At 72.1% G+C, this 25,934-nt stretch carries 17 protein-coding genes; 6 read left to right on the plus strand and 11 right to left on the minus strand.

Going from position 1 to position 25,934, the window contains the following annotated elements:
- Positions 1-164: 164 nt before the first annotated feature.
- From ACH4TG_RS16475 to ACH4TG_RS16490, 4 genes are all read right to left on the minus strand, one after another.
- Entirely contained in the window at positions 165-971 is an 807-nt protein-coding gene (locus tag ACH4TG_RS16475) for a carbohydrate ABC transporter permease (protein ID WP_398243054.1), read from the minus strand.
- Positions 972-1,033: 62 nt separating this feature from the next.
- Positions 1,034-1,990, minus strand: coding sequence for a carbohydrate ABC transporter permease (locus ACH4TG_RS16480; RefSeq protein WP_398242978.1), 957 nt, complete (start codon positions 1,988-1,990; stop codon positions 1,034-1,036).
- Positions 1,991-1,997: 7 nt separating this feature from the next.
- Positions 1,998-3,341 carry an ABC transporter substrate-binding protein gene (locus ACH4TG_RS16485; RefSeq protein ID WP_398242979.1) on the minus strand — a complete coding sequence of 448 codons (1,344 nt, stop codon included), beginning with the start codon at positions 3,339-3,341 and terminating at the stop codon, positions 1,998-2,000.
- 263 nt (positions 3,342-3,604) lie between these two features.
- On the minus strand, positions 3,605-4,612 hold the full coding sequence (locus ACH4TG_RS16490; protein WP_398242980.1) for a LacI family DNA-binding transcriptional regulator: 1,008 nt from the start codon (positions 4,610-4,612) through the stop codon (positions 3,605-3,607).
- A gap of 415 nt (positions 4,613-5,027) precedes the next feature.
- Between ACH4TG_RS16490 and ACH4TG_RS16495 the strand changes: the two genes are divergently transcribed.
- From ACH4TG_RS16495 to ACH4TG_RS16510, 4 genes are all read left to right on the plus strand, one after another.
- A complete protein-coding gene (locus tag ACH4TG_RS16495) occupies positions 5,028-7,289 on the plus strand; it encodes an NEW3 domain-containing protein (RefSeq protein ID WP_398242981.1) in 2,262 nt (753 codons plus the stop codon).
- A gap of 162 nt (positions 7,290-7,451) precedes the next feature.
- Positions 7,452-8,093 (plus strand): DUF7019 family protein, encoded by a 642-nt coding sequence (locus tag ACH4TG_RS16500; RefSeq protein WP_398243055.1) that lies wholly within the window; start codon positions 7,452-7,454, stop codon positions 8,091-8,093.
- 7 nt (positions 8,094-8,100) lie between these two features.
- Positions 8,101-11,601: a protein kinase gene (locus tag ACH4TG_RS16505; RefSeq protein WP_398242982.1), complete on the plus strand. Its 3,501-nt coding sequence runs from the start codon at positions 8,101-8,103 to the stop codon at positions 11,599-11,601.
- A gap of 1 nt (position 11,602) precedes the next feature.
- Positions 11,603-12,889 (plus strand): protein kinase, encoded by a 1,287-nt coding sequence (locus ACH4TG_RS16510; protein ID WP_398242983.1) that lies wholly within the window; start codon positions 11,603-11,605, stop codon positions 12,887-12,889.
- Between the two features lie 81 nt (positions 12,890-12,970).
- On the opposite strand, the gene ACH4TG_RS16515 is transcribed toward ACH4TG_RS16510, so the two are convergent.
- Entirely contained in the window at positions 12,971-13,396 is a 426-nt protein-coding gene (locus tag ACH4TG_RS16515; RefSeq protein ID WP_398242985.1) for a restriction endonuclease, read from the minus strand.
- A gap of 912 nt (positions 13,397-14,308) precedes the next feature.
- On the opposite strand from ACH4TG_RS16515, the gene ACH4TG_RS16520 reads away from it, so the two are divergent.
- Complete coding sequence (locus ACH4TG_RS16520; protein WP_398243056.1) at positions 14,309-16,690, plus strand: ATP-binding protein; 2,382 nt, start codon at positions 14,309-14,311, stop codon at positions 16,688-16,690.
- A 46-nt stretch (positions 16,691-16,736) separates the two neighbouring features.
- Here the strand turns inward: ACH4TG_RS16520 and ACH4TG_RS16525 are convergent, their stop codons facing one another.
- The 6 genes from ACH4TG_RS16525 to ACH4TG_RS16550 all read right to left on the minus strand — a co-directional run bounded on the left by ACH4TG_RS16525 (position 16,737) and on the right by ACH4TG_RS16550 (position 23,326).
- Positions 16,737-17,768, minus strand: a complete 1,032-nt coding sequence (locus tag ACH4TG_RS16525) for a formylglycine-generating enzyme family protein (protein WP_398242986.1) — start codon at positions 17,766-17,768, stop codon at positions 16,737-16,739.
- 71 nt (positions 17,769-17,839) lie between these two features.
- Complete coding sequence (locus ACH4TG_RS16530; RefSeq protein ID WP_398242987.1) at positions 17,840-18,847, minus strand: aliphatic sulfonate ABC transporter substrate-binding protein; 1,008 nt, start codon at positions 18,845-18,847, stop codon at positions 17,840-17,842.
- Entirely contained in the window at positions 18,844-19,626 is a 783-nt protein-coding gene (locus ACH4TG_RS16535; protein ID WP_398242988.1) for an ABC transporter ATP-binding protein, read from the minus strand. The genes ACH4TG_RS16530 and ACH4TG_RS16535 overlap by 4 nt, the downstream gene beginning before the upstream one ends.
- Before the next feature lie 4 nt (positions 19,627-19,630).
- Positions 19,631-20,473 carry an ABC transporter permease gene (locus ACH4TG_RS16540; RefSeq protein WP_398242989.1) on the minus strand — a complete coding sequence of 281 codons (843 nt, stop codon included), beginning with the start codon at positions 20,471-20,473 and terminating at the stop codon, positions 19,631-19,633.
- A 44-nt stretch (positions 20,474-20,517) separates the two neighbouring features.
- Positions 20,518-22,005 carry a sulfatase-like hydrolase/transferase gene (locus ACH4TG_RS16545; protein ID WP_398242990.1) on the minus strand — a complete coding sequence of 496 codons (1,488 nt, stop codon included), beginning with the start codon at positions 22,003-22,005 and terminating at the stop codon, positions 20,518-20,520.
- Positions 22,006-22,183: 178 nt separating this feature from the next.
- Complete coding sequence (locus tag ACH4TG_RS16550; RefSeq protein WP_398242991.1) at positions 22,184-23,326, minus strand: ROK family transcriptional regulator; 1,143 nt, start codon at positions 23,324-23,326, stop codon at positions 22,184-22,186.
- A gap of 398 nt (positions 23,327-23,724) precedes the next feature.
- Here ACH4TG_RS16550 and ACH4TG_RS16555 point away from each other — a divergent pair, with 398 nt between their 5' ends.
- Positions 23,725-25,932: a DUF4838 domain-containing protein gene (locus ACH4TG_RS16555; RefSeq protein ID WP_398242992.1), complete on the plus strand. Its 2,208-nt coding sequence runs from the start codon at positions 23,725-23,727 to the stop codon at positions 25,930-25,932.
- Positions 25,933-25,934: the final 2 nt, after the last annotated feature.

The raw sequence follows: 25,934 nt of genomic DNA on the forward strand, positions 1-25,934 counted from the left end.
GCCGGGGGGGCCGCCCGGGGGGGGGCGGGGGCGGGGGGGGCCCCCGCCGGGGGGGCCGGGCGGGGGGGCGGGGGGGGGGGGGGGGGGGGCGGGGGGGCGGGGGGGGGGGGTGGGGGGGGGGCGGGCGGTACCGGCGGCTCGGGGCCTGCCGGTACCGCCCGGGCTCACTTCAGCGAGCCGGCGGCCAGACCGGTCCGCCAGAACCGCTGGAGCAGGACGAAGACGACGATCACCGGCACGATCGAGACCAGCGAGCCGGTGATCACCGACTCCTGGAGCAACGGCGCGCGGGCGGTCTGCCCGTTCCACTCGAACAGGCCGAGCGTGACCGGGAAGAGCGACTCCTTCTGGAGCATCACCATCGGCAGGAAGAAGTTGTTCCAGATGGCCACGAACTGGAAGAGGAAGATCGTCACCAGCGAGGGCGCCATCAGCCGGGAGGCCACCGAGAAGAAGGTGCGGAACTCCCCCGCGCCGTCCAGCCGGGCCGACTCCAGCAGCTCCTCGGGCACCGCCGCGGAGGCGAAGATCCGGGCGAGGTAGACGCCGAAGGGGCTGACGATGCTCGGCAGGAACACCGCCCAGTAGGTGTTGACCAGCCCGATGGAGGAGAACAGCAGGAACAGCGGCAGGGCGAGCGCGGTGGTGGGCACCAGGACCCCGCCGAGCACGACGGAGAAGAGGAACTCGCGCCCGCGGAACCTGAACTTCGCGAGCGCGTAGCCGCACAGGGCGGAGATCAGGGTGCCCACGGCGGCGCCGAGCACGGCGTAGACCACGCTGTTCAGCGCCCACTTCAGGAAGATGCCGTCGCTGCGGGTGAACAGCGTGTGCAGGTTGTCGAAGAGGTTGAAGTGCGAGAACGCCAGGCCGTTGGTGGCGGCGAGATCGCCCTGCGGCTTGGTGGCGGCGACGATCAGGAAGTACACCGGCAGCAGGAAGTAGATCATCAGGATGAGCATCAGCGCCATGACCGCCGTGCGGCTGGCGAGGCTCTCCCGGGAGGCGGACCGGCGGCCCGCGGTCACGTTGCTCACAGTCCGGCCCTCTTCGAGGTCAGTCGCATGAACCCGAAGCTCAAGACGAAGGTGATGAGGGCGATGACCACGGAGATCGCCGCTGCCTGCTGGTAGTTGTTCCCCGAGGCCACCGTGTAGGCGAGCATGTTCGGGGTGAAGGTGCTGGAGATGTTCGACGAGATCTGCCGCAGCACGGCCGGCTCGGCGTAGAGCTGCAGCGTGCCGATGATCGAGAACACCGTGGTCAGCACGATCGAGGGCGCGATGATCGGCACCTTGATCCGCCAGGCGATGGCCCAGTTGCTGGCACCGTCCAGCTTGGCGGCCTCGTAGAGCTCCTGCGGGATGGCCTGCAGCGCCGAGTACATGATCAGCATGTTGTAGCCGGTCCACAGCCAGGTGGAGACGTTCGCCGTGGACCACAGCACCGCGCTCGGACCGAGGAAGTCCGGGTGCAGCCCGAGGTGCCCGAGCAGGTCGACCACCGGGCTCAGCTGCGGCGAGTACAGGTAGGACCACATGATCGCGGCGATGACGCCGGGCACCGCGTACGGCATGAACGCCGAGATCCGGAAGAACGCCTTGATCTTCAGCAGCGGGGTGTCCAGCAGCAGCGCCATGATCAGCGCGACGAACAGCATGACCGGCACCTGCACGATGCCGAAGAGCCCGATGCGCCCGATGCTGGACCAGAACTCGGTGTTGTGCAGCACCTGCGTGTACTGGTGGAAGCCGCCGAACGTCGTGTACGAGGTGCCGTACTGGCCGCCGCTGCGGCGCACGACCCGGAAGCTCTGCCAGAGCGCGTAGCCCACGGGCACCAGGTAGAACAGCACGAACGGCAGGAAGAACGGCGTCAGGAACGCGGCGATGGTGCCCGCCCGCGGGCCGCCGCCGCCGGGGCGACGGCGGCGGCGGGGGACCTCGGGCGCCGCGACCACGCGCTCTGCGCGGGTTTCGGTGTCAGTCATGCTGCGGTCACTTGCCTGCCTCGGCCGGGATGGCCAGGTCCTTCATCGACTTCAGCGCGGTGGCCTGGGCGGTGGACAGCGCGCCGCTGAGGGTGCTGTTGCCGGCCGCGGCCTTGGCCATCGCGTCCTGCAGGCTCAGGTTGACGGTCTTCTGGGTCGGGCCCCAGGCGAAGCTGGTGTCGATGTCCTTGGACGACTGGGCGAAGACGTCGAAGATCTTCTCGTTGTTGTAGTAGGGCACGCCCTCGGACAGCGACGGCAGCTGCAGGCCGGCGGTGGCCGCCGGGTACAGGCCGCCGAGCTTGTTCTCCAGCGCCAGGGCCTGCGGGTCGGTGTTCAGCCAGGTGTTGAACTTCACCGACTCGTACAGGTGGGCGCTGCCCTTCATGAACGCGACGGTGGAGCCGCCCCAGTCGCCGGACGCGGCGTTCGTGCCCCACGTGGGCATCGGCACGATCGACCACTTGCCGGCCTGGCTGGGCAGGTTGTCGCGGAACATGCTGTAGCCCCAGGCGGCGCCGACGTAGCTGGCGATCTGGTCCTTCTGGTAGGCCGCGTACATCTGCGTCGAGCCGTTGGCGAGGTCGGTGCGCACCACCTTGGAGTCGATCAGCTTCTGCCAGTAGTCGGCGACCTGCTTGCTCTGCGGCGAGTCGACGGAGACCTGCCACTTGTCGTTGCTGTAGCCGTACATCTTGGCGCGGTTCTGCCACAGCAGGCCGTTGAACCACTCGGCGTTGTTCGGGTCGAAGAACGTCATCGTGAGGTTCTTGTCGGCGGAGTGCATCTTCTGCGCGTCGGCCGCGTACTCGTCCCAGGTCTTGGGGACCGGCAGGTGGTACTTGGCGAAGATGTCGCTGCGCACGTAGAGCGCCATCGGGCCGGTGTCCTGCGGGAAGGCGAAGACGCCCGTGTCGCCGAAGCTCGCCTGCGACCAGGTCCAGGGCACGAACTTGGACTTCGCGGCGGTGGCCGCGCTGCACTTGGCGGCGTCCACGAAGGCGTTCTGGGTGCGCAGGTTGGGCAGCTCGTCATAGCCGACCTGGGCCAGGTCGGGGGCGTTGCCCGCCTTGAGCGCGTTGCTGATGGTGCCGTACTGGTCGTTGGAGATGTTCTTCGTCTGGACCTGGATGTTCGGGTTCTGCTTGTTCCACAGAGCGACGACCTTGTCCATGCCAGGAACGGTGTTCCAGTACTGGAGGGTGACCTTGCCCTTCGCTGGCGCGCAGGAGGCGGCGGCCGAGGAGCTGCCCGAGTTGCCGGACGACGACGAGCAGCCGGCGAGCACGGCGATGCTCGCCACGGCGGTGACCGCGGCGGCGAGACGGACGCGCGAGGCGGTGTTTCTCATGGGTTCCTTCCAGGGTGTCCAGCTCCAGTGCTGGACCGGTCGACGTTGACACCTCAAGGCGGGGCTGCCTTCTGGTTGGAATCACGTCCTCGGCGCTGACCGGTGCGGACACGGGCGGCGCCGCACCGAGCGCCGGGCGGGGCTGGTGAACCCCGTCCCGTGAACGCTCCCGGGAACGTTCACGGACGCTCGTGAATGCTCGGAGTCTGCGCTTCGCTCCAGACGAATGTCAAGACATACGGGTCAATCATGAGTCCGGCAGGTTACGCGGAACCGGCCAGTCTGAGCTCGGCGCGGACCTCCAGGTCCTCCGGCGGCAGCGGATCGGCGCCGGTCAGCAGCCTGCCGACCTGTTCGACGGCGAGCGTGCCGAGCCGGCCCGTGTCGAGCGCCACACTCGACAGCGCGGGTTCCATGAGCGCACCGAGCTGCAGCCCGTCGAAGCCGATCACCGCGAGCTCGGACGGCACTTCGCGCCCGAGCCGGCGCGCCTCGCGCAGCGCGCCGAGCGCCACGATGTCGTTGAACGTGAAGACCGCGGTGACCTCCGGATAGGCGTCGAGGAGGGCGCGCAGCCCCGCTCCGCCGCCGTCCGCGGACTGCCCTGCGCCCTTGACCCGGCCGGGGTCGATGCCGTGCGCGAGCGCGGCGGAGACGAACCACTCCCGGCGCAGGCTGGGTTCGGCGCGGTTGTCGTGGTCGAGCATGCCGATCATGGCGTGACCCTGGGCGACCAGGTGCGCCACCGCCGCGTGGACCCCCTCCTCGCCGTCGATCCGGATCGAGCTGAACCGGGCCATCCGGTGCTCGCGGCCGATCAGCACCAGGGGCATGCCGCGGGTGTACCGGTCGAGCTCGTCCTCGCCACAGCTGAAGTAGCCGACCGCGCCGTCCACCTGCGAGCCGATCACCTGGAGGGTGCCGAGCTCCTCCTCGGGCCGGTCCGCGGTGTCGTACACGACCACGTGCCAGCCGCGCGCGCGGGCGGCCTCCAGGGCGGAGGCGGCGACCTCGGTGAAGAACGGGTTGCGCAGGTCGGGGATGACCAGGCCGATGGTGGTGGTGTCCTGGCGGACCAGGCCGCGGGCGAAGCGGCTCGGCCGGTAGCCGAGCTCGCGGGCCGCGTCGAGCACGCGCTGCTTGGTGGAGCGCTCGATCTCGTCCTTGCCGTTCAGCGCCCGCGAGACGGTCTGCCGGGACACCCCGGCGGAGCGGGCGACATCATGGATCGTGACCCTCCGGGAAGAGTCCGGCCCCGTCGACGACACCATCACGCACCTCCGCTGCTCGCGGGTCACCTGTCGGCCCGCGTCGCCCGAGTATGCCCCACGTTCTCCCCCGGACGGCTGCGCACCGTAGGTGTTCGCCGTCACTCCCGCCTCTTGACAGGCCCACGGCATCCGGTGCTATCTGTTGATCCGCGTTCGATCGTGTGCGCTTAACCTCCCCTTCCACGGTGGATGTTGAGCGCACCTGGTGCGGTCGGACGCAGTTGGACGACAGTGAGCCGGGCGGGCTCCGGGCCGTTCCGCAGACCCGCATGCCGCGTCCCCTCTGCCGGGACGGCGGGCGCGGGAAGCGTGGTGCGCCGAGCCGGCGCCCGCTGCTCCCCTCCCCCGCCCCTACCCCGGCGCCGCCACCCCACCCTCTCGCGCTGTCAGGGCGCTGCGACGGAGGACATCACCCATGAGGAAACCGATCCGGGGCGCGCTCGCCGCGTTCGCCGGAGCACTGCTGCTCGCCACCGGCATCACCGCGGCCGGCGGACCGGCCGCACAGGCCGAGAGCGGCACGACGACCGCCAAACCCGTGCTGGGCTGGAGCAGTTGGAGCTTCGTTCGGCGCCACCCGACGGCGCAGAACATCGAGGCGCAGGCGAAGGCCCTTCAGGACAACGGCCTGGCGAAGGAGGGCTTCGTCTACGCCAACGTCGACGACTTCTGGTACCACTGCCCGGGCTCCCAGGGCCCGGACGTCGACCGGTACGGCCGCTGGGTCACCGACGAGACCGCGTTCCCGCCCCGCGGCGGCGAGAACGGCATCCAGGCCGTCGCGGACTACGTGCACTCCCTCGGCCTGAAGTTCGGCCTGTACGTCACGCCCGGCATCTCCCGGCAGGCCGTCGCGCGGAACACCGCGATCGAGGGGACGCCGTACCACGCCGCTGACATCGCCACCACCACCGCCGAGGCGAACTACAACTGCGGCGGCATGGTCGGCATCGACTACACCAAGCCCGGCGCGCAGGACTTCGTCGACTCCTGGGCCGACCAGTTCGCCGGCTGGGGCATCGACTACCTGAAGATCGACGGCGTCGGCACCCCCGACATCGGCGACGTCCGCGCCTGGTCGCAGGCCCTGCGGCAGACCGGGCGCCCGATCCACCTGGAGCTGTCCAACAGCCTGGACATCCACAACGCGGCCGCCTGGCAGCAGCTCTCCGACGGCTGGCGGACCGGCGGCGACATCGAGTGCTACTGCGGCCCGGACGGCAGCAGCTTCCCGCTGACCTCCTGGTCGTCGATCACCTCCCGCTTCGACCAGGTCGCGGCCTGGGCCCCGTACGGCGGGCCCGCCGGCTACAACGACTACGACTCGCTGGAGATCGGCAACGGCGCCGACGACGGGCTCACCCTCGACGAGCGCAGGACGCAGATGAGCCTCTGGTCGCTCGCCGCCTCCCCGCTGATGCTCGGCAGCGACCTGACCCACCTGGACCCGGCGGACCTTTCCCTGCTGAAGAACACCGATGTTCTCGGCGTCGACCAGGACGGCATCGACGCGCGGCGGATCGCGGACGGCGCCGACAGCCAGGTGTTCGCCAAGACCGAGCCCGACGGCGACGCGGTCGTCGGCCTCTTCAACACCGGCACGGCGCCGCGCGAGGTGGCGACCACCGCGCGGGCGCTCGGCCTGCCCTCCTCCCGCGACTACGCGCTGACCGACCTGTGGAGCCACGGCACCACCGAGTCGGCCGGCCGGATCGCGGCCGACGTCCCGCCGCACGGCGTGGCGCTGCTGCGCGTCCACCCGGTCCACCAGGTCGCCGGCAACACCGCCCCGTCGGTGACGCTGGCCCTGAACTGGGCGCCGGCCGCGAGCGACAGCACGACCCGCACGGTCACCGCGGTGCTCTCCGACAACGGCTCGCGCCCGGTCACGGACGCGGCGCTGGACCTGACCGGCCCGGACGGCGCGACGATCAGCACGACGTCACCGACGCGCTCGCCGGTCCTCAAGCCGGGCGGCACCCTGCAGGCCACGTACACCGTCTCCCTCAAGCCCTCGGACGAGCTGTTCGCCACCAGCGGCTTCCAGGGAACGGCCTCGTACCGCTTCGGCCCGGCCACGACGCCTCTGGCGGTCGGCGACACGGTCACCGTCAACCACCAGGTCGCCGCGCCGTACCGGACGTTCGCCTCCACCACGGCGAGCTTCAGCCAGTCCGGCACGCGGCTCGGCATCCGGGCGCAGGGCGCCGACCTCTACACCCCGGTCGACGAGTACGGCACGATCTACCTGCCGGGCGCCGAGCACGACGGCTCCACGACCACGGTGAAGATCGACTCCCAGGCGGACACCAACGTCTGGGCCAAGGCCGGGATCATGGTCCGCAACGACATCACCAAGGCGGGCGCCTCGCCCGGCTACCTGGCCCTGGTGGAGACCCCCGGGAACGGCTACCTCCTCGACTGGGACAGCGACGGCGACGGGCAGCTGGACTCCCAGGACTCCGCCGGCACCGCCACCTACCCGTCGTGGCTGAAGCTGGTCCGCCACGGCACGACGTACAGCGGCTACTACTCCACCGACGACACCACCTGGAACCTCGTCGGCACCATCACCCTCCCCACCGCCGCCGCCACGCAGGACGTGGGCCTGACCGCGACGTCGCACGCCGCGGGCACGACGGGCGAGACGGACTTCGACGCCTTCACCACCGACTAGCCCCTGCCCCCTCTCCCCGGCGTCCTGCGGCCCCTGAGGGCGCCGGACGCCGGGGAGTGCACGGACCCGCCAGGCGCCGTCAACAGGCGTTCCGTCCCCCGCACTTGCCGGACGAGCCCGGGGCCCGTGCGGGGGGCGACGCGATACCCTCGGACGGTGACGATGCGGTACTACCTGTACATCAGCGACGCCAAAGTCGACATGTTGCTCTCCCAGATCGACCCCGCTTTCGGCCGCCCCAGCACCACGGAAGCCGGCCTGAGCGTCAAGCTGTTCAGCGTCCGGCGCAGCGTCGAGGCACCCGCGCCCGACCGTACGGCGAGGCTGGAGCGCGTCCTGCGTCATCTGGAGGAGACCGGGCAGACCGGTTCGGTGGACGAACCGGGACCGTACTTCCGCGGGACCCTGCCCCTGCAGTGGGGACCCCTGCAGGGCGGCAACGGCGGGGCACTGGTGTACTTCGGCGGCCGGACCGGGCAGACCATCCTCGGTCTGGGCGGCGCCGGCAGCCATGTGCTCGGTTCGAGCGGGCCGCAGGCCCAGGAGTTCGCGCCGTCCTCGGTACCGGCGCTCCTGACCGGCCTGGCCTCGGCGTTCGCCGCCGACGGCGTCGAGGTACCCGCCGACCAGCCGTCGCTGGCCTGGGTACACACCGCGGGGCGGCTGCTGCGCGGCCCCCGGCAGACCGTGGAGTTCGTCGCCCGGCGCCTGCTGACCGGCCCCAGCCCGTACCCCGAACTCGACGCCCGGCCCGGCATGCGGGTCCTGCTCGGCAGCCCGCTGTACGTGGCCCTGGCCGACTGACGACGTGGTGACGACGCCCGAGGTCTGGCTGCCCGGCGACGTGGTCCTCGACCTCTACGAGGTCCTCGGCGACGTGCGCAGCGGCGGCATGGGGACGGTCCAGCGGGTCCGGCACCTGGGCTGGAACGTGGACCTCGCGGTCAAGACGCCCCAGCCCGAGCAGGTCGCCACCGAGCGGGGCAGGCGCCGGTTCGAGGCCGAGGCCGGAACCTGGGTGGGCCTGGGCCTGCACCCGCACACCGTCAACTGCGCCTACGTGCGGACCGTCGGCGGCACGCCGCGGGTGTTCGCCGAGTGGGTCGACGGCGGCGACCTCGCCCACGCGGTGGCGGACGGCCGCCTCTACGAGGGCGGGCGCCGGGCAGCGCTGGCGCGGATCCTCGACATCGCCGTCCAGACCGCGTGGGGCCTCCAGCACGCCCACGACACCGGCCTGGTCCACCAGGACGTCAAACCCGCCAACGTCATGCTCGAACCCGACGGAACCGCCAAGATCACCGACTTCGGACTCGCCGGGGCGCGCACACCGGACGCCGGCGGGACGTTCGCGCCCGGCGTCACCTACGGCGGGAGGACCCGGCCGTACTGCTCGCCGGAGCAGGCGCTCGCCGCCGCCGGCCGCCGGGAGGTCCGGCTGACGCCCGCGACGGACGTGTGGTCGTGGGCACTGACGGTGCTGGAGATGTTCACCGGCCGCCGGCCGACCGACCACGGCCAGGCCGCCGCCGAGGCGCTCGACGTGCTGCTGGACGGCGGCCCCGAGGATCCGCGGGTGCCGCCGGTGCCGCCGGCCGTCGTGGGGCTGCTGCGCCAGTGCTTCACGACCGCGGCGACGGCGCGGCCGGATCGGCTGGACGAGGTCGCCGGCGTTCTGGGCGAGGTGTACGGGGACGTCGTCGGCACGCCCTACCCGCGGCCGGTCCCGGAGGCGGCCGCGGTGCTGGCCGACGGCCTCTCCAACCAGGCGCTGTCCCTGCTCGACCTCGGGCGCACAGAGGAGGCCGAGGCGCGGTGGAGGGAGGCGATGGGGAGGGACGGCCACAGCCTGATCGCCACCTACAACTTCGGCCTGCACCGGTGGCGCGAAGCGAAGAAGACCGATGCGGAGCTCGTCGCCGAGCTGGAGTCCGCCCGCGCGATCGGCGGCGACGACGTCCTGGGCGCGCGGCTGCTCGGTCTGGTCAACTTGGAGCGCGACGATCGCGAGCGCGCCGCGGAGCTGCTGCGCCCGGCGGCCCCGGGAGAGCCGGAACAGGCCGAGGTCGCGGAGGCGCTGGCGGAGTTGGCACGCGATCCGGGGACGCGCCCGGTGGTCCTGGCCGGCCACGAGGCTGGCGTGAGCGCCGTGGCGGTGTCGGCCGACGGGGGTCTGGTGCTGTCCGGCGACCACCAGGGGGCCCTGCGGCTGTGGGACACCCGAAGCGGCAGCTGCCTGCGGGAGTTGACGTCCGAGGGCCGCGGCGTCACGGCCGTCGCGATCGACGGCGAGGGGCGGACCGGCCTGGTCGGCCGAAGCGGGGGCATGCCGGAAGCGTGGGATCTGGCGCGCGGCGAGCGGATTCCCCTCCCGGCGGCCCCGGTTGCCCCGGGTGTCACGGCGGCCGCGCTCAGCGCCGACGGGAAGGTCGGCGCCACCGGGCACGCGGACGGCACCCTGTGGTTCTGGCACCTGGACACCGGAGAACCCCTGGGGCCGGTCCCGAGCCAGGTGGAGGGGCTGCGCGTGCTGGAGCTCAGCGAGGACGGCGCCGTGGCCGTGACCGCCGGCGACCTGCGGGACACCGCGGTCCGCGGGTGGGATGTCGCCGCCGGCGCATGCCGGCTGGTTCTCACCGAGCCGCGGACCGATCCCCACCGCTCGGCGTGGGGCGCCTTCGTGCGAAGGGCGGCCGCGGCCCCGGGGGTGCGGTACGCCCTTCAGGTGTGGGGTGGGCCGATGGTGCTGTGGGACGTCTGGACGGGCCGGACCGCCGCTGAGGTGCGCGGCCACCATCTGACGGACATCTCGGCGCTCGCTCTCACGCCCGACGGCTCCCTGGCCCTCGTCGGCGGCGATCAGCCGCTCCGGATGGTGCAGACGGCGAACGGCCGCTGCCTGCGCACGGTCGACGACGACATGTCGCGGCACACCTTCCACCTCGCGGTGAGCGCCGACGGCCGCCACGCCGTGCTGCCGGCGATCGACGGGCGGATCCTGGTCCAGCCCCTGCCGGTCCCGGGCTACCGCGCGCCGTGGGCGTACGCCCGGCCCCGGGCCGCCGCTGAACTGTCCGACCACGCAGCGCGGTTCCAGGCGGCCATGGACGAGGGCGAGCGGCTCTTCGAAGCGGGCGACTACGCGCGGGCGGCCGCCTGCCTGCGCACCGCGCGGGGGGTGCCGGGCCACGCACGGCATCCCGACCTGCTCCACCACTGGAGCATGCTGGGCCGGCACGGGCGCCGGACCGGACTGCGCGGTGCATGGCAGACGTTCGACTTCACCGGGCGCCTCGGCAGCCCTTCGGCGCTGGCGTTCGTCGGGGACTCGAGCGTGTTCCTCGCCGGACTGTTCCCCGACCGGTTCCTGCTGTGCGACGCCGCCGACGCCCGGCAGAACCGCGTGATCGCCTCGACGGTCACCGCTTCCGGAACTCCGTTGATCACCAGCGACGGCGCCGCGGCCGTGGTCCCCGGCCGGTCGGAGGCCGGCCTGCTCGATCTGACGGACGACCGGACCGTCACGCTGGACCGCGACGGCATCCGGGTGGTGGCCATGACCGGGGACCGCGGCTGGCTGCTGACCGGTGAGGACAGCGGAACGGTGTGCCTGTGGGACGTCGACGACGTGCGGACGCGGTCGCGGTACGCCGAACCGTTCTCCTCCTTCCGCGCCCACCAGGGGCCGGTGGGCGCGGTCGCGATCAGTCCCGACGGCCGGTACGCGGCGTCGAACGCCTTCGCCGGCGCCGAGGAGGACCGGCGCCGGCGCTCGGACCTGGACGAACTCTGCGGGTGGGACCTGGCGTCGGGCCGGCGTCTGTGGCGGCACACCGGGCGCGAGGGAGGGGCCGACCTCCGCTTCGCTCCGGGCGGAAGGAGCGTCCTGGAGTACGGCCGGTCCGGCGTGCACGCCTACGACGCGGCGAGCGGCCACCCCATCTGGTCGGTGGAGGGCCCGTACAACATCGCGAAGCTCGTGGTCTCCGCGGACGGCCGGCGGGCGGTGATCGCCGGGTTCGGCACGCTGGTCGTCCTCGATCCGGCGACGGGCCGCGTGATCCGGGAGATCGCGGAGCCGGGCCTGGTCAACTCCCTCGCCCTCACCTCCGACGGGCGCTTCGCCCTCACCGGCCTCGCGGACGAGGACGTGCACGTGTGGGACCTGCACGAGGGGCAGCGGCTGCGCGTCCTGGAAGGACACCGCGGCCAGGTCTTCGGCATCGCCCTCAGCTCCGACGCCCGGCGGCTGCTGGTGGCCGAGCTCGAGTACGTGCGGTGTCTCGAACTCGACTGGGACTTCGCGTGGTGACATGCCCTCCTCCGTCACCCTGACGCTGTGCGGCGCGCCGACGCCCGCGACCTACGTCTTCGACGACCGCACGACCTGCCTCGTCGGCCGGGCCCGGGAGTGCGGCATCCCGCTGGCCGCAACGGAGAAGAAGGTCTCCCGGCACCACTGCGTGCTCGACGTCAATCCCCCGCTCGTGCGGGTGCGGGACCTCGGCAGCCGCAACGGCACCTACGTCAACGGCGAGCGGCTGGCGCCGGGTCCGGCCGGACGGGAGCTGTCCGACGGGGACGAGATCCGCGTCGGCGGCGCGGTGCTGCGGGTCTCCGTCCGGTCCGCCCGACAGCCCGGCCCCGCGTTCGGTGAACCGCGGGACCCCGTCGACGCCGCGCATGCGCTCATGGCGGCGGCCGAGGCCGGCGAGCCGGACGCGGCCGGCATCCACGGCTACCGGCTGCTCCAGGAACTCGGCCGCGGCGGGCAGGGCGTCGTCCACCTCGCCCGGAACGAGGGGACCGGTGAACTCGTCGCTCTCAAGACCCTGTTGGCCCACCACGCCGTCGACCCGTCCGCCCGCGACGGCTTCCTGCGGGAGTTCGCCTGCACGCGCGCGCTGCGCCATCCCCACGTCGTCGCCTTCCACGGCGGCGGCGCGCACGGCAGCACCTTCTACTTCACCTCCGAGTTCTGCCGCCTCGGCAGCGTCGCCGACCTCGTGGCGCGGGCCGGCGGCAGGCTGGGCGTCGACCTGGCGGTGGGAGTGACCCTCCAGGTGCTCCGCGGGCTGCAGTACGCGCACACCGCGGAGGTGCCGGTACGGCTGGCCGACGGGACCTCCGCGGTGCACCGGGGCCTGGTGCACCGCGACATCAAACCGCAGAACCTGCTGCTCACCGGGACCGGGACCGCGCACGACACGACCGTCAAGATCGCCGACTTCGGCCTGTCCAAGGCGTTCGACAGCGCCGGCCTGTCCGGCTACACCCTCACCGGCGCGATGGGCGGCACGGTGGCCTTCATGCCGCGCGGCCAGGTCATCGACTTCAAGTACGCGCGGCCCGAGGTCGATCTGTGGGCGACGACGGCCACCCTGTACTGGATGCTCACCGGTTCGCCCCCGCGCGACTTCCCCGACGGCGCCGACCCGGTCGACATCGTCCTGCACCACCCGCCGGTGCCCGTACGCGACCGGCTGCCCTCGGTGCCGCGCCCTCTCGCCGCCGTCATCGACGCCGCTCTCGTCGACCAGCCCCGTATCACCCCCACCACCGCGGCCGACCTGGCGGACGCGATCCGCCACGCACGGTGAACCGCGGACGTCCGCGCACCCCGAGGCCGGACCGACCGGCGGGTGCACGGTGGGTCTGACGGCGCAGGCGGCACGCCGCCGTCACACACTGAGCCGGGCGCCGATCGGGGCAAGCGCGTCGTCCGGCGACGAGCGGGGCGCGGTGAGGCCGTCCAGCCACGCATGAAGGATCCGTACGAGCCGCGCACGCGTCTGGACGCACGCCGCCGTGCCCTGCAGGGGCAGTGACGCCAGCCGTTCGGTCGCGTACACGAGTGCGGCGGCCGCCGCGCAGGAGCGGCCGCCGCGGTGGGTCCGGTCGGCGTGGCGCAGGATGTCCGCCGCCACCGCGCGTGCGTGACCGGTGAGTTGGAGGGCGATCTGCAGATAGTCGTGCGGGGGGAGGCTCGGGTCGCTCCACGCGAGGACGGCTGTCACCAGCGCCTCGTAGGGTGCGCGCTCGTAGGGCTGCCGGGCCTCGACCGACCCCAGGGGATCGTAGGGACGCAGGCAGCGGCCGGTGCTCAACGCCGGCTCACCCCGTCGGCATCGGCGGTGTCGTCCTCGGGGGCACCGGAGCGTTCGGTGCGTTCGAGGAACCGCGTGAGACCCCGGCCGGCAAGGGCCAGAAGCCGGTGGGAGGGGGAACCGTGCGACCAGCGGGCCCGGGTGGCATCCTGCCGGATACCGGGTTTCCGGGTCCTGCGCCCGTCCGGCTGGACCGCGCCCTTCGGATTCCCCTCGCTCTGAACGGCAGATGCGGCAGGGCCCGACCGCTTCTCCACGTCGAGCTCGTCTGCACCCCGAATACCTGAGGTATTCCGGGAATTCGTCCCGCGTGACACATTCGGAGCACCTGGTGGTACGGCCGCCTTTGACGGCACGACGGCAGGCATATTCCTGGCGATCCCTTTCTCGACATTGCGGAGGGCCGCCCCCCCTGTGATGAGGGGCGGCCGCCCGTTGGGCCGTTGCCGGAAGACCGGACTTCTCACACCGCCCCCACCTGCGCGCGAAGGAGGGGGCAGCGCGCAGGTGCGACTATCGGCGAATCTGAAGAATGGTTTCCGCTGACGACCCGGCCAAGTCTGCCCAACGGGCGTGTCCCGCCCGCTGCGACACGTGCGGATATCCGTATACCTATTTCGCCACGCGTCTTCCCTTCCGCATTCGGAAACCGGTGGTCCCAGCGGCGGAAACCGTGCCGTACCGGCGGGACTCGGGGCGTCCGGCCCCCCGCCGAGGCGAGTGTCCGACGATTTCGGACGGGCAAGGACGGATAAAGCGGGGCAACTTCGGCAACGATTCCGTCAATGCCGTTCGCGTGCGGGTGACTTTGCCACTTTGCGCCCGGCGCGGCGGTCATGGCTTCTAGCCTGGACCAACCGCAGTGCGTGACCGCCGAAGCACGCACCGTTGAAGGAGTGCACCAGGGTGAGCATGGCCACACGGTTCGGTCAGAACCGGTCCGGGCTGCCGAGCGCGGTCACGTCGTTCGTCGGCCGAACCGCCGAACTCGGGGATGTCCGCCGTCTGCTGAACGAGGTGCGGCTCGTCACCCTGATCGGGCCGGGAGGGGTCGGCAAGAGCCGGATCGCGCTGCGCGCCGCGGCTGACCGCGCCGCCGAATACCCTGACGGCATCTGCCTGGCCGAACTGTCCGGGCTCCAGCAGGGCGACCTGCTCCCGCAGACCCTGGCGGACCTGCTCGGGATCCGCGACCCGGGCGATCCGCTCGGGGCCGTCGTGGACCACCTGAGCAGCCGCCGGATGCTGGTGGTGCTGGACACCTGCGAGCATCTGGTCGACGAGTGCGCGCTGCTCGCCGACCTGATCCTGCGGGAGACCCCGGACATCCAGGTCCTGGCCACCAGCCGTCAGCCGCTGGACGTCCCCGGCGAGCACACCCTCACCATCCCCCCGCTGGACGTGGAGTCCGGCGACGCGGCGCAGCTGTTCACCCAGCGTGCCGCGGCCGTCGTCCCCGGATTCCGGATCACCGACGACAACCGGGACGACATCCAGGCGCTGTGCCACCGGCTGGACGGCATCCCGCTGGCCATCGAGCTGGCGACCGTCCGCCTGCGCGCCATCCCGCTGGAGCAGCTCGCCGCGCGGCTCGAGGACCGCTTCCGCGTCCTGACCGGCGGCCGCCGCACCGCTCTGCCGCGCCACCAGACGCTGCGCACCGCCATCGGCTGGAGCCACGAACTGTGCTCCCCCGAGGAGCGGTTGGTGTGGTCACGGCTGTCCGTCTTCGCCGGCACCTTCGACCTGGCCGCCGCGGAGAAGGTGACTGCGGGCGGCGACATCCATGAGGAGGAGGTCATCGAGCACCTGATCAGCCTGGTCGACAAGTCGATCGTGCTGCGGGTCGACGCCCCCTCGGGTGTCCGCTACCGGTTGCTGGACACCATGCGGGAGTACGGCGCCGAGTGGCTGGAGCGCACCGGCGAGCAGGAGGCCACCAGGAACCGGCACCTGGCCCGCTACACCGACGCGGCCGCCGGCTTCGCACGTGCCGCGTACACCGACCGCCAGGTCGACGAGGTGCAGGCGCTGGCCCGTGACTGGGCGAACGTGCGCACCGCGCTGGAGCGCGCTCACGGCGCGGGCCACGCGGCTCCGGTCGACGCCCTGCGGCTGACGGTCCGCCTGGTCCCGTACTGGCTGTGCACCTCGCGGTTCAGCGAGGGCCGGCTGTGGCTGCAGCGCAGTCTGGATCTGGTCGGCGACCCGGTGCCGGAGCGGGCCGAAGCGCTGGCCCACTACGCCCACCTGTCCTTCGTGCAGGGCGACCGGCCGGCGGCCGAGGACGCGATCCGGCAGGCGCTCGACCTCGCGGGCGGGCTCGGCGACGACCGGCTGCACGGGTACGCCCTGCAGGTTGCCGGCGTCGGCCTCATGCTGGCAGGTCAGGACGCCGAGGCGGACGCCCACTACGCCCGGGCCCGTGAGCTGCTGCTCGACAGCGGCTACGCGCTGGGCACCGGCTTCGTCCACATGCACGACGCGATGATCGCCGGGCTGACCGGCGACCCGGAACGGGCACTCGCCGCCGACCGCGCCTACCGGAAGGAGTTCGGCTCCACCGGGGAGGCCTTCTTCCGCTCGTTCATCCAGGAGTTCATCGGACTGGCCCTGTGGGTGGACGGACGGCACGCCGAGTGCGGACCGGTGATCCGCAGGGCGATCCGCCTCAAGGCCGAGCAGGACGAGGCCGACGGCATGGCCACCTGCCTGGAGATACTGGCCTGGGAAGCCGCGGCCTCAGGGCGGCCGGTGCGCGCGGCCTGGCTGCTGGGTGCGGCCGACGCGTACTTCCGCGCCGGGGACGTCATCCTGATGTGGGGCCGGCCCAGCCTGGCCCGCGACCATCAGCGGGTCGTCGCACAGGTCACCGACCAGCTCGGGCAGGCACGCTTCAGCGAGCTCTTCCGCCAGGGCATGGAACTGGACGACGAGCTCGCGGTCACCCTCGCCGCCGAGGACGCCGAGGAGCCGGTGCCCGAGCGGCCGGCCGGCCCGGGCGCGCCGGCCGGACTGGACGCGCTGACCCGGCGCGAACGCGAGATCGCCGAACTCGTCGCCACCGGGATGTCGAACCGCGAGATCGCCGAGCAACTCGTCATCTCCAAACGCACGGCCGACTCCCACGTCGAGCACATCCTCAACAAGCTGGGCTGCTCCCGCCGCGGTCAGATCGCAGCCGTCCTCGACACGACCTCCCCCACCGCCTCCGGCACCGCCCCCGCGGACTCCGGCCCCCTCCCCGTACCGGTCCAGGGCACCCCGGACCTCGAACGCAGAGAAGTCCGCTGAACCGGAGCGCCGTGCCGCGGGGGGACGTTGCGGCCGGGCCCGCCGGTCAGCCGGAGAGGGCGCAGCGGAATCCCATGTGGCCGGCGGAGCTGTCGGGAGCGTTGGCGGTGCGGGCGGCGACCCGGTAGCGGTTGCAGTAGGACCGGTGGCACATGTGGGATCCGCCGCGCATCACGCGTGCGTTGCCGGTGGGCGGGCCGGTCGGGTCGACGCGGGTCCTGGGGGTGCCGGCGGCGTGCCAGTCGCGGCTGAACCAGTCCGCGCACCACTCCCACACGTTGCCCGCCATGTTGTGGAGCCCGAAGCCGTTGGCCGGGAAGGCGTCGACGGGAGCCGTCGAGAGATGGCCGTCCTCGGCCGTGTTGCGCACCGGGAACTCGCCGCGCCAGATGTTGCAGACGTGCCGGCCCTCCGGCGTGAGTTCGTCGCCCCAGGGGAACCTTCTGCGGTCCAGTCCCCCGCGTGCGGCCCGTTCCCACTCGGCCTCGGTGGGCAGCCGCTTCCCGGCCCAGGAGGCGTAGGCGGCGGCGTCCCGCCAGGACACGTGCACCACGGGGTGGTCGAGGCGGTCGTCGAGGGTGGAGCCGGGCCCCTCCGGCGCCCGCCAGAAGGCACCGCGCACGGCCCGCCACCAGGGCGCCCCGGGCACCCTCGCGTCGATGACGTGGCCGCGGGCGCCGGGGTGGACGAAGCCGGCGAACACGTACGACCACGCGAACCGTTCGGCTTCCGTGGTGTACCCGGTGGCCTCGACGAAGTCCGCGAACCGGGCGTTGGAGACCGCGGTGGCGTCGAGGTGGAAGGGCTGGAGCGTGACCTGCCGGACCGGTCCCTCGCCGTCGCCCGGGACGGCGTCGGCGTCGTCCCCGCCCATCCAGAAGGTGCCGCCCGGGATGGCGACCATGCCGTGCGGGGTGTCCCGCCCGGGCCGGGCGGCGGGAGCCGGGGTGCCGTCCACCGCCTTCGCGGAGGGCGCCGGGTGGATCGCGGCGTCCGCCGCGGCCGACCCGCGGGACGGACCGCAGCATGCGCCGCCGCCCGGGAGCGGGGGCTGTCCCGGGGGGATGGCGTCGGGCATCGCGGAGGATTCCTCTCTTCGCCTGCGGGCGGCGGCATGCGGGAACGGGGGCGGGGCCGGGCGGGAGCCCGCTACTTCGGGTTGCCGGCGGCCTTGTAGAGGTCGCCCAGGTAGTAGTCCTTCGCGTCGGCGGGCGACGTGAGCTTGCCCATGCTCGTGAAGGTGTCGGCCAGGCCGTTGAACCAGCCGTCGACGGTGCCGTTGGTGCCGAGTTCCGTCAACTGCTGGGAGGACAGCAGCTTCACGTACTTGGTGGACCCCGCGAGCTGCGACGCCGGCACCTTGAGGAAGGCCGCCGTGACCTTCTCCGATTCCTGGGGGTGGGCGACGATCCAGTCGTCCGCCTGCCGCAGCACGGAGGTGACCTTGCGTACCAGGTCCGGCTTCTTGCCCGGGAGTTCGGGCCGGGTCACGAAGACGTTGGGGAAGGTGAGCTTGGGGTAGAAGTCCTCGGTGCGGCTGACCTCGACGAGGTCGGGCACCCGCTTCTTGATGATGTCGATCAGCGGGTACCAGATGGCCGCCGCGTCCACGTGGCCGGACGAGACGGCCGTGACGATGGTGCTCGGGTCCATGACGACCCGGGTGATGTCGGACGGCTTGAGCCCGGCCTTCTTCAGCGTCAGGTTGAGGATCATGTCGCCGGAGGTGCCCTCCGCCACCGCGACCTTCTTGCCCTTCAGGTCCGCGGGGCTGGTGATCCCCGTACCGGGGCGGGCGATGACGCGGTCGGCCTGGCCGAGCATGTTGACGGCGATGATCTTGGCCTTCCCGGAGGCCGGGAGCCAGAGGGCGCCGGGGCCCAGGTATCCGAAGTCCAGGTCGCCGGCGCCGAGCGCCTGCACCTGGAGCGGGCCGTTGGTGAAGACCCTGAGCTTGGGGTCCAGTCCCGCCTTCTGCCACAGGTGCTGCTCCGCGGCGACGGCCAGGGCGGCCGACCCGCTGTAGTCCGCTATGTAGCCGAAGGTGACCGAGGTGGACCCGCTGCCGGAGCCGGAGGACGAGGAGCCGCAGCCGGTGGCGGAGGTGACGACGAGGACGGTGGCGGCGGCCCACAGGACGGCGGTTCTGCGCTTCATGAGGAGCTTCCTTCGAGCGTGCTCGGTTGGTGGTAGACGGCGTTCCAGACCTGCCTTCGCAGGTCGGCGAACTCGGCGGACAGCCGCATCTCCTCGGTGCGGGGGTAGGGCAGGTCGACGGGGACGATCCGGTGGATGCGCCCGGGGCGGGCGGCCATGACGACGACTCGGCTGGCGAGGTAGACCGCCTCGTCGACGTCATGGGTGATGAACATGACCGTGCGGCGGTCCCGGCTCCAGGTCTCCAGCAGCGAGTCCTGCATGCGGACCCGGGTGAGGGCGTCCAGGGCGCCGAAGGGCTCGTCCATGAGGAGGACCTTGGGGTCCACCGCGTACGCCCGCGCGATGGCGCACCGCTGCTTCATGCCGCCGGACAGCGTCTTGGGCAGCGCGTCGGCGAAGTCCCCGAGGCCGACCATGTCGATCACGCGCCGCGCCGCGGCCCGGCGTTCGGCCCGGCGCACACCGGCCACCTTCAGGCCGAACTCGACGTTCTCGGCGACGGTCATCCACGGGAACAGCGCGTACTGCTGGAAGATGACGCCCCGCTCCGGGCTGGGGCCGCGGACCTCCTCGCCGTCGACCGTGACCGAACCTGCGGTGGCGTCCAGCAGGCCGGCGGCGACGTTGAGCATGGTGCTCTTGCCGCAGCCCGAGGGGCCGACGACGGTGACGAACTCGCCGTCCTCGATGGTGAGACTCACACCGTCGAGGGCCAGGAAGTCCCCCGCTTTGGAACCGAAGTCACGGCGGACCTCGTGGAACTCGATGGAGGGCATGGCCCTACCTCCTTTCCTGCCACCCGGTCAGCCGGTGTTCGGCGAACAGGAGCAGCCGGTCCATGGCCAGACCGACGGTGCCGATGGCGATCAGCTGGACGAACATCGTGGGCAGGTCGTAGTAGAGCTGGGCCTGCTGCATCCGGAAGCCGAGCCCGCTCTGGGCCGCGATCAGTTCGGCGGCGACGACGGTCGCCCAGGCGGCGCCCAGGCCGATCCGCATGCCGACCAGGATGAAGGGGCTGGAGGCGGGCACCACCACGCCGAGGAACACCCGGCCGTCCTTGGCACCGAGCACCCGTGCGGCGCTCACCAGCGTGGGGTCCACCGACACCACGCCCTGGAAGGTGGACACCACGCAGGACAGGAAGGCGGCCAGGAAGATCACGAAGATCTTCGGCGTCTCGCCGATGCCCATGAGCACGATCGCCAGCGGGATGACCGCCAGCGGCGGAACCATGCGGAAGAACTGCAGCCACGGCTCGATCAGCCGGCGGACCACGGGGTACCAGCCCATGGCGAATCCGACCGGGACCGCGAGGGCCGTGCCGATGACGTAACCGGTGAGGACGCGCCGCAGGCTGGCGCCGAGGTCGTCGAGAAGGACGCCGTCACGGAGCATCTGCCAGCCGCGGCTGAACACCGAGGCCGGACCGGGGAATCCCTGGATGCCGCTGTGGGCGAGCACGATCCACACCAGCAGCCCGAGCACCGCGGAGCACAGCGAGAGCAGGGCGTTCCGGAGGCGCTGCGCCCAGGCCGCCCGGCGAGCCGCGTCGCCCGCGGCGTCCGCCGGCGTCGGCGCGGAACCGGGCGTCTTCCGTGCCCTCCCGGGCTCTTCCTTCACCTGGCCCGGCCCCCGGGCGGGCGCGGCGGATACGGCCTGCCGCCTCATGCCACATCATCCGCCACACCGTCGACGTCGGGCGCGCGGCCCCCGTCGATGTCGGACATGTAGCTCATCCACGTGTAGGCGGGGTCACCGCGCCGCAGGAGTTCGCGGTACAGACGCGACGTCAGTTCCCGCCTGGCACCGGCGTACGCGGGTGCCTCGTGGACGTTGTGCAGTTCGTGCGGGTCCGTTTCGAGGTCGTAGAGCTCGTTGACGCTCTCCGGGTTGTACACCAGCTTGTGCCGGCGGTCGCGGATCATCCGCTGCGAGTAGGGGAAGTGGTGGCCGTGGAACTCGGTGACCACCTGCTCGCGGGTGCCGTCGGCCGCCTCGCCGACCAGCACCGGCAGCAGGCTCGTCCCGTCACAGGGTTCCTGCGCGGGCAGGCCGGCCAGTTCCAGGAGCGTGGGATGGAGGTCGATCAGCGTGGCGAAGTCGTCGCGGACCTGCGGCGGGCAGCCGGGGACGCGCACGATGCCCGGGATGCGGTAGATGTCCTCGTACATCGCCGGCCCCTTGTCGTTGAGCCGGTGGGAGCCGGTGAACTCTCCGTGGTCCGCGGTGAAGACGACCGCGGTGTCGTCCCACAGGCCGCGGGCCCGGAGTGCCTCCAGCAGGCGGCCGACCTGCTGGTCGATGAAGGTCACGTACCCCCAGTAGACGGCGATCAGCTTGCGCCAGGCGTCGGCGTCGAAGTCGTCCGCGGACCAGTACGCGGAGTAGCGGCGCTGCACGTCGGGCTTGCCGGCGAACGTCTCGGCCATGGAGGCCGGCAACGGCACCGAGGCCGGGTCGTACATGTCGTAGTACTCGTCGGGGATCAGGTAGGGCAGGTGGGGACCGAACCAGTGGCAGGACAGCATGAACGGCTTGCCCTCGGCGTGCCAGGCGTCGGCGTAGCGGTCCAGCAGTTCGAGGGTCCTGTCGGTGAGGTAGGCCTCGATGGTCGCCTCCGGCGGCTGCTGGAGGCGACCGGCGATCAGGTGGCCGCGGCCGGTGCCGTTCGTCGCGGTGCCGAACACCGCGTCCTTGACCGCGAACCGCGGGTACCCCCGGGCGTCCAGCCATGCCTCGTACGAGGGGTGGTGCACGGGGTTGAGCGCACCGGGGAGGTGTTCGCCGTCCATGGCGTAGTACTCCGGTCCGCGGTCGCGGCCGATGTGCCACTTCCCGACGTGGCCCAGGTGGTAGCCCGCGTCGAGCAGCGGCCGGGACAGCACGGGCGAGCCGTCCTCGACCTCGTCGCGTCCACCGCCGTTGCGCTCGGGGTTCACCAGCAGCCCGTGGCGGAAGGGGTGCTGCCCGGTGAACAGCGAGGCGCGGGCGGGGGTGCAGATGGCGGTCGGGGTGTAGAAGCTGTCGAATCGGGTGCCCTCGGCCGCCAGTTGGTCGAGGGCGGGGGTGTCGATGACGGTGTTGCCGTAACAGCCCAGGGTGTCGACCCGGTGCTGGTCGGTCATCAGGAAGAGGATGTTGCGCGGTGACACAGCCGGAGGGACCTTCCGATCGGTCTCTGGGAGAGGAGCAGGGGGAACGGCGAGCGGGCGCCGGGCCGCAGCTGGGACGGCGGACAGAGCCCCAGCGGGTTTTTCCCAGATCGGATCATATTAAGGAGTGGTCTGGTCCACAAGGGGTCGGCGGACCGCAATCCCCGACCCCTTGGTCTCAGGCGCCCGGCGACTCCTCCTGGAGCAGCAGCGTCACCGCGCCGAGAGCCGCCGCGTTGACGCCCAGCGCCGCCTGCACGACATCCACCCGTCCCGCGGCACGCGGCAGGGCCAGCCGGCCGATCACCTGCTGGATCGGATCCAGGACGAGCGAGCCCAGTTGCGCCAACTCCCCGCCCACCACGATCCGTGAGGGGTCCAGTTGGGCCGCCGTCCCGGCGAGCACCCGGCCCACGCGTTCGGCCGCGGCCACGACCACGCGGGTCGCCGTCGGGGAGAGGTTGCGCACGGCGGCGACGAGGGCGTCGAGGTCGGCGAGCTCCAGCCCCTGCCGGGCGCACTGCTCCAGCAACCCCCCTCCTCCCGCGACGCCTTCGAGGCAGCCCCGGCCACCGCAGTGGCAGGGCTTCCCGTTCGGATCGACGCTGACATGGCCGATCTCACCGGCGGACCCGTGCGCGCCCGTGACGGCCCGCCCGCCCACGACCAGTCCCCCGCCGATCCCGGTGGACCAGCGCACGTAGACCAGGTCCTGCACCGAACTCCCCGCACCCCAGGTGGCCTCGGCCAGGGCTTCGGCGCGGGAGTTGTTGCCGAGCACCACCGGCACCCCGAACTCCTCGGAGATGCGGGTCCGCAGCGCTTCGATCTCCTTGGGCTTCCACTCGACACCGACGATGCCGACCACGCCCGCGCCGATCGCGGTGAGCGTCGACGGGTCGACGGACGCCTCGCCGGCCGTCCGGCGCAGCAGGTCCGCGGCCGCGGGGGCCACGACGTCGGCTCGCACCGCGGAGGGCAGGTCGTGCATGCCGCTGGCCACCACCTCGTGCGAGGTGTTGACGATGACCAGGCGCATCCGGCTGCGGCCGATGTCGAACCCGGCGTACAGGCCCGCGGAGGGATTGAGCACCACGCGCGTCGCCGGCCGGCCGCGGCCGCGGCCGGCGGTGTCGTCGGCGCCCTGCTCGACGAGGACGCCGTTCTCCAGCAGACCGGCGACGATGCTGAACAACGTGGTCTTGGGCAGGCCGGTGCGCCGGCCCAGCTCGGCGCGGCTGAGCGCCCCCGCTCGGCGGAGCTCTGCGAGGACGAGATCATCGTGGGCCGACCTGTTGCGGCGGGCAGGAGTAGCAGTCACCGGAATATCATGCGCCCTGGTCCGCTATTCGAACAATTCCCGGAAGAAATAATCGTTCATCGGAGCCACGTCCCCCGGCGCCCTGATCTGCACTTTCTCAACGTCTCACAGACCGCAACGATCGCACTCCCGTCCGACCGCGTCACGACCGCCCGCCGCAACGCCCGCAGCAGCGAGGTCGGAGGCGAGTCGGTCGCGCTGACCCCTTGCGGGCGCCACCGGACCTCAATATGATCCGCCACCGGAATAAATAATGCGAGACGCCGCGGGATCCGCGCCGGCCGACGCTCCTACGGGCCTACGCCGCAGGCAGCGCACACCGGCCACCGCACGGGGCCGGTCCGCGCTGCGCCCGCACCTGCTTGACACCCCAAGCCCCGCACACACCAGGAGGCGCCATGTCCCACCTCAAGCGTCGAACGTTCCTGTCCGGCATCACAGGAGCCGTCGCCCTGACAGCCGTCGGGACACAGGCCCGGGCGGCGGACGGCAGGGCGCAGGCGCCCGCGTTCCCCGTCGTCCGCAAGGGCGGTGCCGCCGCGACGGTGCTGTGGTGGGGCGGTGCCACCGCGCAGTTCGCGGCCGGTGAACTGGCCGGCTACGTGCAGCGGATGAGCGGCGCCCGCCTCCAAGTCGTGCACGCGCGGCCCGAGCAGCCGCGGACCGCGGCCTCCGGAGTGGCCGTGCTCCCCGGCCTCCGGGATCAGGGGGCCGTCGTCCCGCCGCCGTGGCTGGCGGACGCTGACGCGCAGCTGAACGGCCGGGCCACGGACAGCTACCTGGTGAGCGCCACCGCGCACGGCGTGCTGCTGAGCGGTGTCGGCGAGCGCGGCGTGGTGTACGCGACGTACGCGCTGCTGGAGCAGTGGGGGGTCGGCTTCTTCGCCCCGGGGTTCGACTACTACCAGGGTGCCGCCGAGGGCGTTCCGCGCACCGCCGACATCGGCGTCCGTGCCCAGTCCCTCCTGGTGACTCCGCCCTGGCCCGTGCGGCGCAAGGCGATCGAGGAGGGCTGGAGCATCAGCAAGTCCTCGCTCACCGCACTGATCGACTGGATGGGCAAGCAGCGGCTCAACATCCTGGTCTTCCCGTACGACTACTACGGCGCCGGAGTCACCCGCTACGAGGACTTCGCAGCGTGGATGGCGCCGGAACTCGCCAAGCGCGGCATCGCCGTGGAGGTCGGCGGCCACGGCTACGACGCGTTCCTCCGTCCCGCCGACTACCCGCAGTACTACACCGCCGGGGCCAACGTCTTCGACGTGCACGACGACGCGGCCCTGTCCCAGTACATCGCCAACGTCGTCGCCTACCTGCGTGACCGTCCGGAGATCGGCGTCTTCGACTGCTGGCCGCCGGACGGGGCGGCCTGGCCGAAGGCCACCCTGGCCGCGTTCGGCTCCGCCACCAACGCCGAGGTGCACGTGGTGAACACGCTCGTCGCCGCCCTCGCCGACGCCGGGCTGGGCGTCCAGGTGGAACGCATCGCCTACGGTGCCGGGCTGGACACGCCCACCGCCGGGTACGCCTTCGATCCGGACGTCGTCATCGACTACGCCGCCTACGGACGCACGTACACCGTCCCGTTCGGCGACCCGTCCTCGACGGTCAACGCGCACTACCTCGACGTGCTGCGCCAGTGGCGGGCCACCCACCCGGGCACGCTGGCGATCTACGACTACTCGCGCCGTTACCGCTGGCGCGAGCTGGGCAACCCGATCGACGTCCTCGCCCGGGACGCGGAGACGTACCTGAGCGTCGGCGTCGACGGCATCGGCATGTACGCCGAGCCGGCGAGCTGGCTGCAGTTCGAGGCGGTCCATCTCTTCGCCGCCCGCAGCGCATGGGATCCGACGCTCACCTACGACGGCTTCCTGGGCGGCTACCTGCCCGCGCGGTTCGGACCGGCTGCCCAGGACATGGCCGACTACCTGCTGCGCACCGCAGACGATCCCGACATCCTCAACACGGCCAGCCAGCCGGCGGCGCTGCGCACCAAGTACCAGGCCGCCGCGGCCGACATCGCCTCCGCACAGGCCAGGACGGCCGCGGACAGCGCCGCCGCGCTGGTCCTCGACCGGCTGGCGGCGGGCTGCGAACTCGCCCTGGCCGACATCGACATCACCCGGTACGCCCAGGCCAACGACGCGGCGGGCAAGCAGCAGGCGATGGACCTCTACCGCCGGCTGACGCAGCAGCACCGCTTCAACGGCATCCAGCTCGAATCGTCCTACAGCACGCCGCGCTACGGCGAGCAGGTCACCCGGCAGCAGATCGCCACCGAGTACCGCTCCCCCGCCTGGGGCTACCTCCCGCAGACCCAACTCACCGTGCCGCAGGGCGCGTCCGTCGACCTGACGGTCACGGCCCAGGACGTCGACTTCCGGGGGCACGACGTCGGCTGGACGCTCGTGGCTCCGTCAGGACTCGCGGCCGACCTCACCCAGGGCTCGCTGCGGGTCTCGGAGGCACGTGAGGTGTCCCGGACCGTCCGCCTGAGCGCCGGTTCCGGCCTCGCGCCCGGCCAGTACACCGTCACCGTAGCCTTCACCGCCGACGGGTCGGAGCTGGCCACCACGCGGTGCACCGTCTCCGTGACCTCGTAGCA

The sequence above is a fragment of the Streptomyces sp. NPDC020917 genome, from assembly GCF_044333795.1.
Classification (GTDB): Bacteria; Actinomycetota; Actinomycetes; order Streptomycetales; family Streptomycetaceae; genus Actinacidiphila.

Bases quoted from the DNA above. Each gene is read 5' to 3' on its own strand.
- ACH4TG_RS16475 (WP_398243054.1), bottom strand. From the start codon at position 971: ATGGCGCTGATGCTCATCCTGATGATCTACTTCCTGCTGCCGGTGTAC.
- ACH4TG_RS16480 (WP_398242978.1), bottom strand. From the start codon at position 1,990: ATGACTGACACCGAAACCCGCGCAGAGCGCGTGGTCGCGGCGCCCGAG.
- ACH4TG_RS16485 (WP_398242979.1), bottom strand. From the start codon at position 3,341: ATGAGAAACACCGCCTCGCGCGTCCGTCTCGCCGCCGCGGTCACCGCC.
- ACH4TG_RS16490 (WP_398242980.1), bottom strand. From the start codon at position 4,612: ATGGTGTCGTCGACGGGGCCGGACTCTTCCCGGAGGGTCACGATCCAT.
- ACH4TG_RS16495 (WP_398242981.1), top strand. From the start codon at position 5,028: ATGAGGAAACCGATCCGGGGCGCGCTCGCCGCGTTCGCCGGAGCACTG.
- ACH4TG_RS16500 (WP_398243055.1), top strand. From the start codon at position 7,452: ATGCGGTACTACCTGTACATCAGCGACGCCAAAGTCGACATGTTGCTC.
- ACH4TG_RS16510 (WP_398242983.1), top strand. From the start codon at position 11,603: ATGCCCTCCTCCGTCACCCTGACGCTGTGCGGCGCGCCGACGCCCGCG.
- ACH4TG_RS16520 (WP_398243056.1), top strand. From the start codon at position 14,309: ATGGCCACACGGTTCGGTCAGAACCGGTCCGGGCTGCCGAGCGCGGTC.
- ACH4TG_RS16525 (WP_398242986.1), bottom strand. From the start codon at position 17,768: ATGCCCGACGCCATCCCCCCGGGACAGCCCCCGCTCCCGGGCGGCGGC.
- ACH4TG_RS16530 (WP_398242987.1), bottom strand. From the start codon at position 18,847: ATGAAGCGCAGAACCGCCGTCCTGTGGGCCGCCGCCACCGTCCTCGTC.
- ACH4TG_RS16535 (WP_398242988.1), bottom strand. From the start codon at position 19,626: ATGCCCTCCATCGAGTTCCACGAGGTCCGCCGTGACTTCGGTTCCAAA.
- ACH4TG_RS16555 (WP_398242992.1), top strand. From the start codon at position 23,725: ATGTCCCACCTCAAGCGTCGAACGTTCCTGTCCGGCATCACAGGAGCC.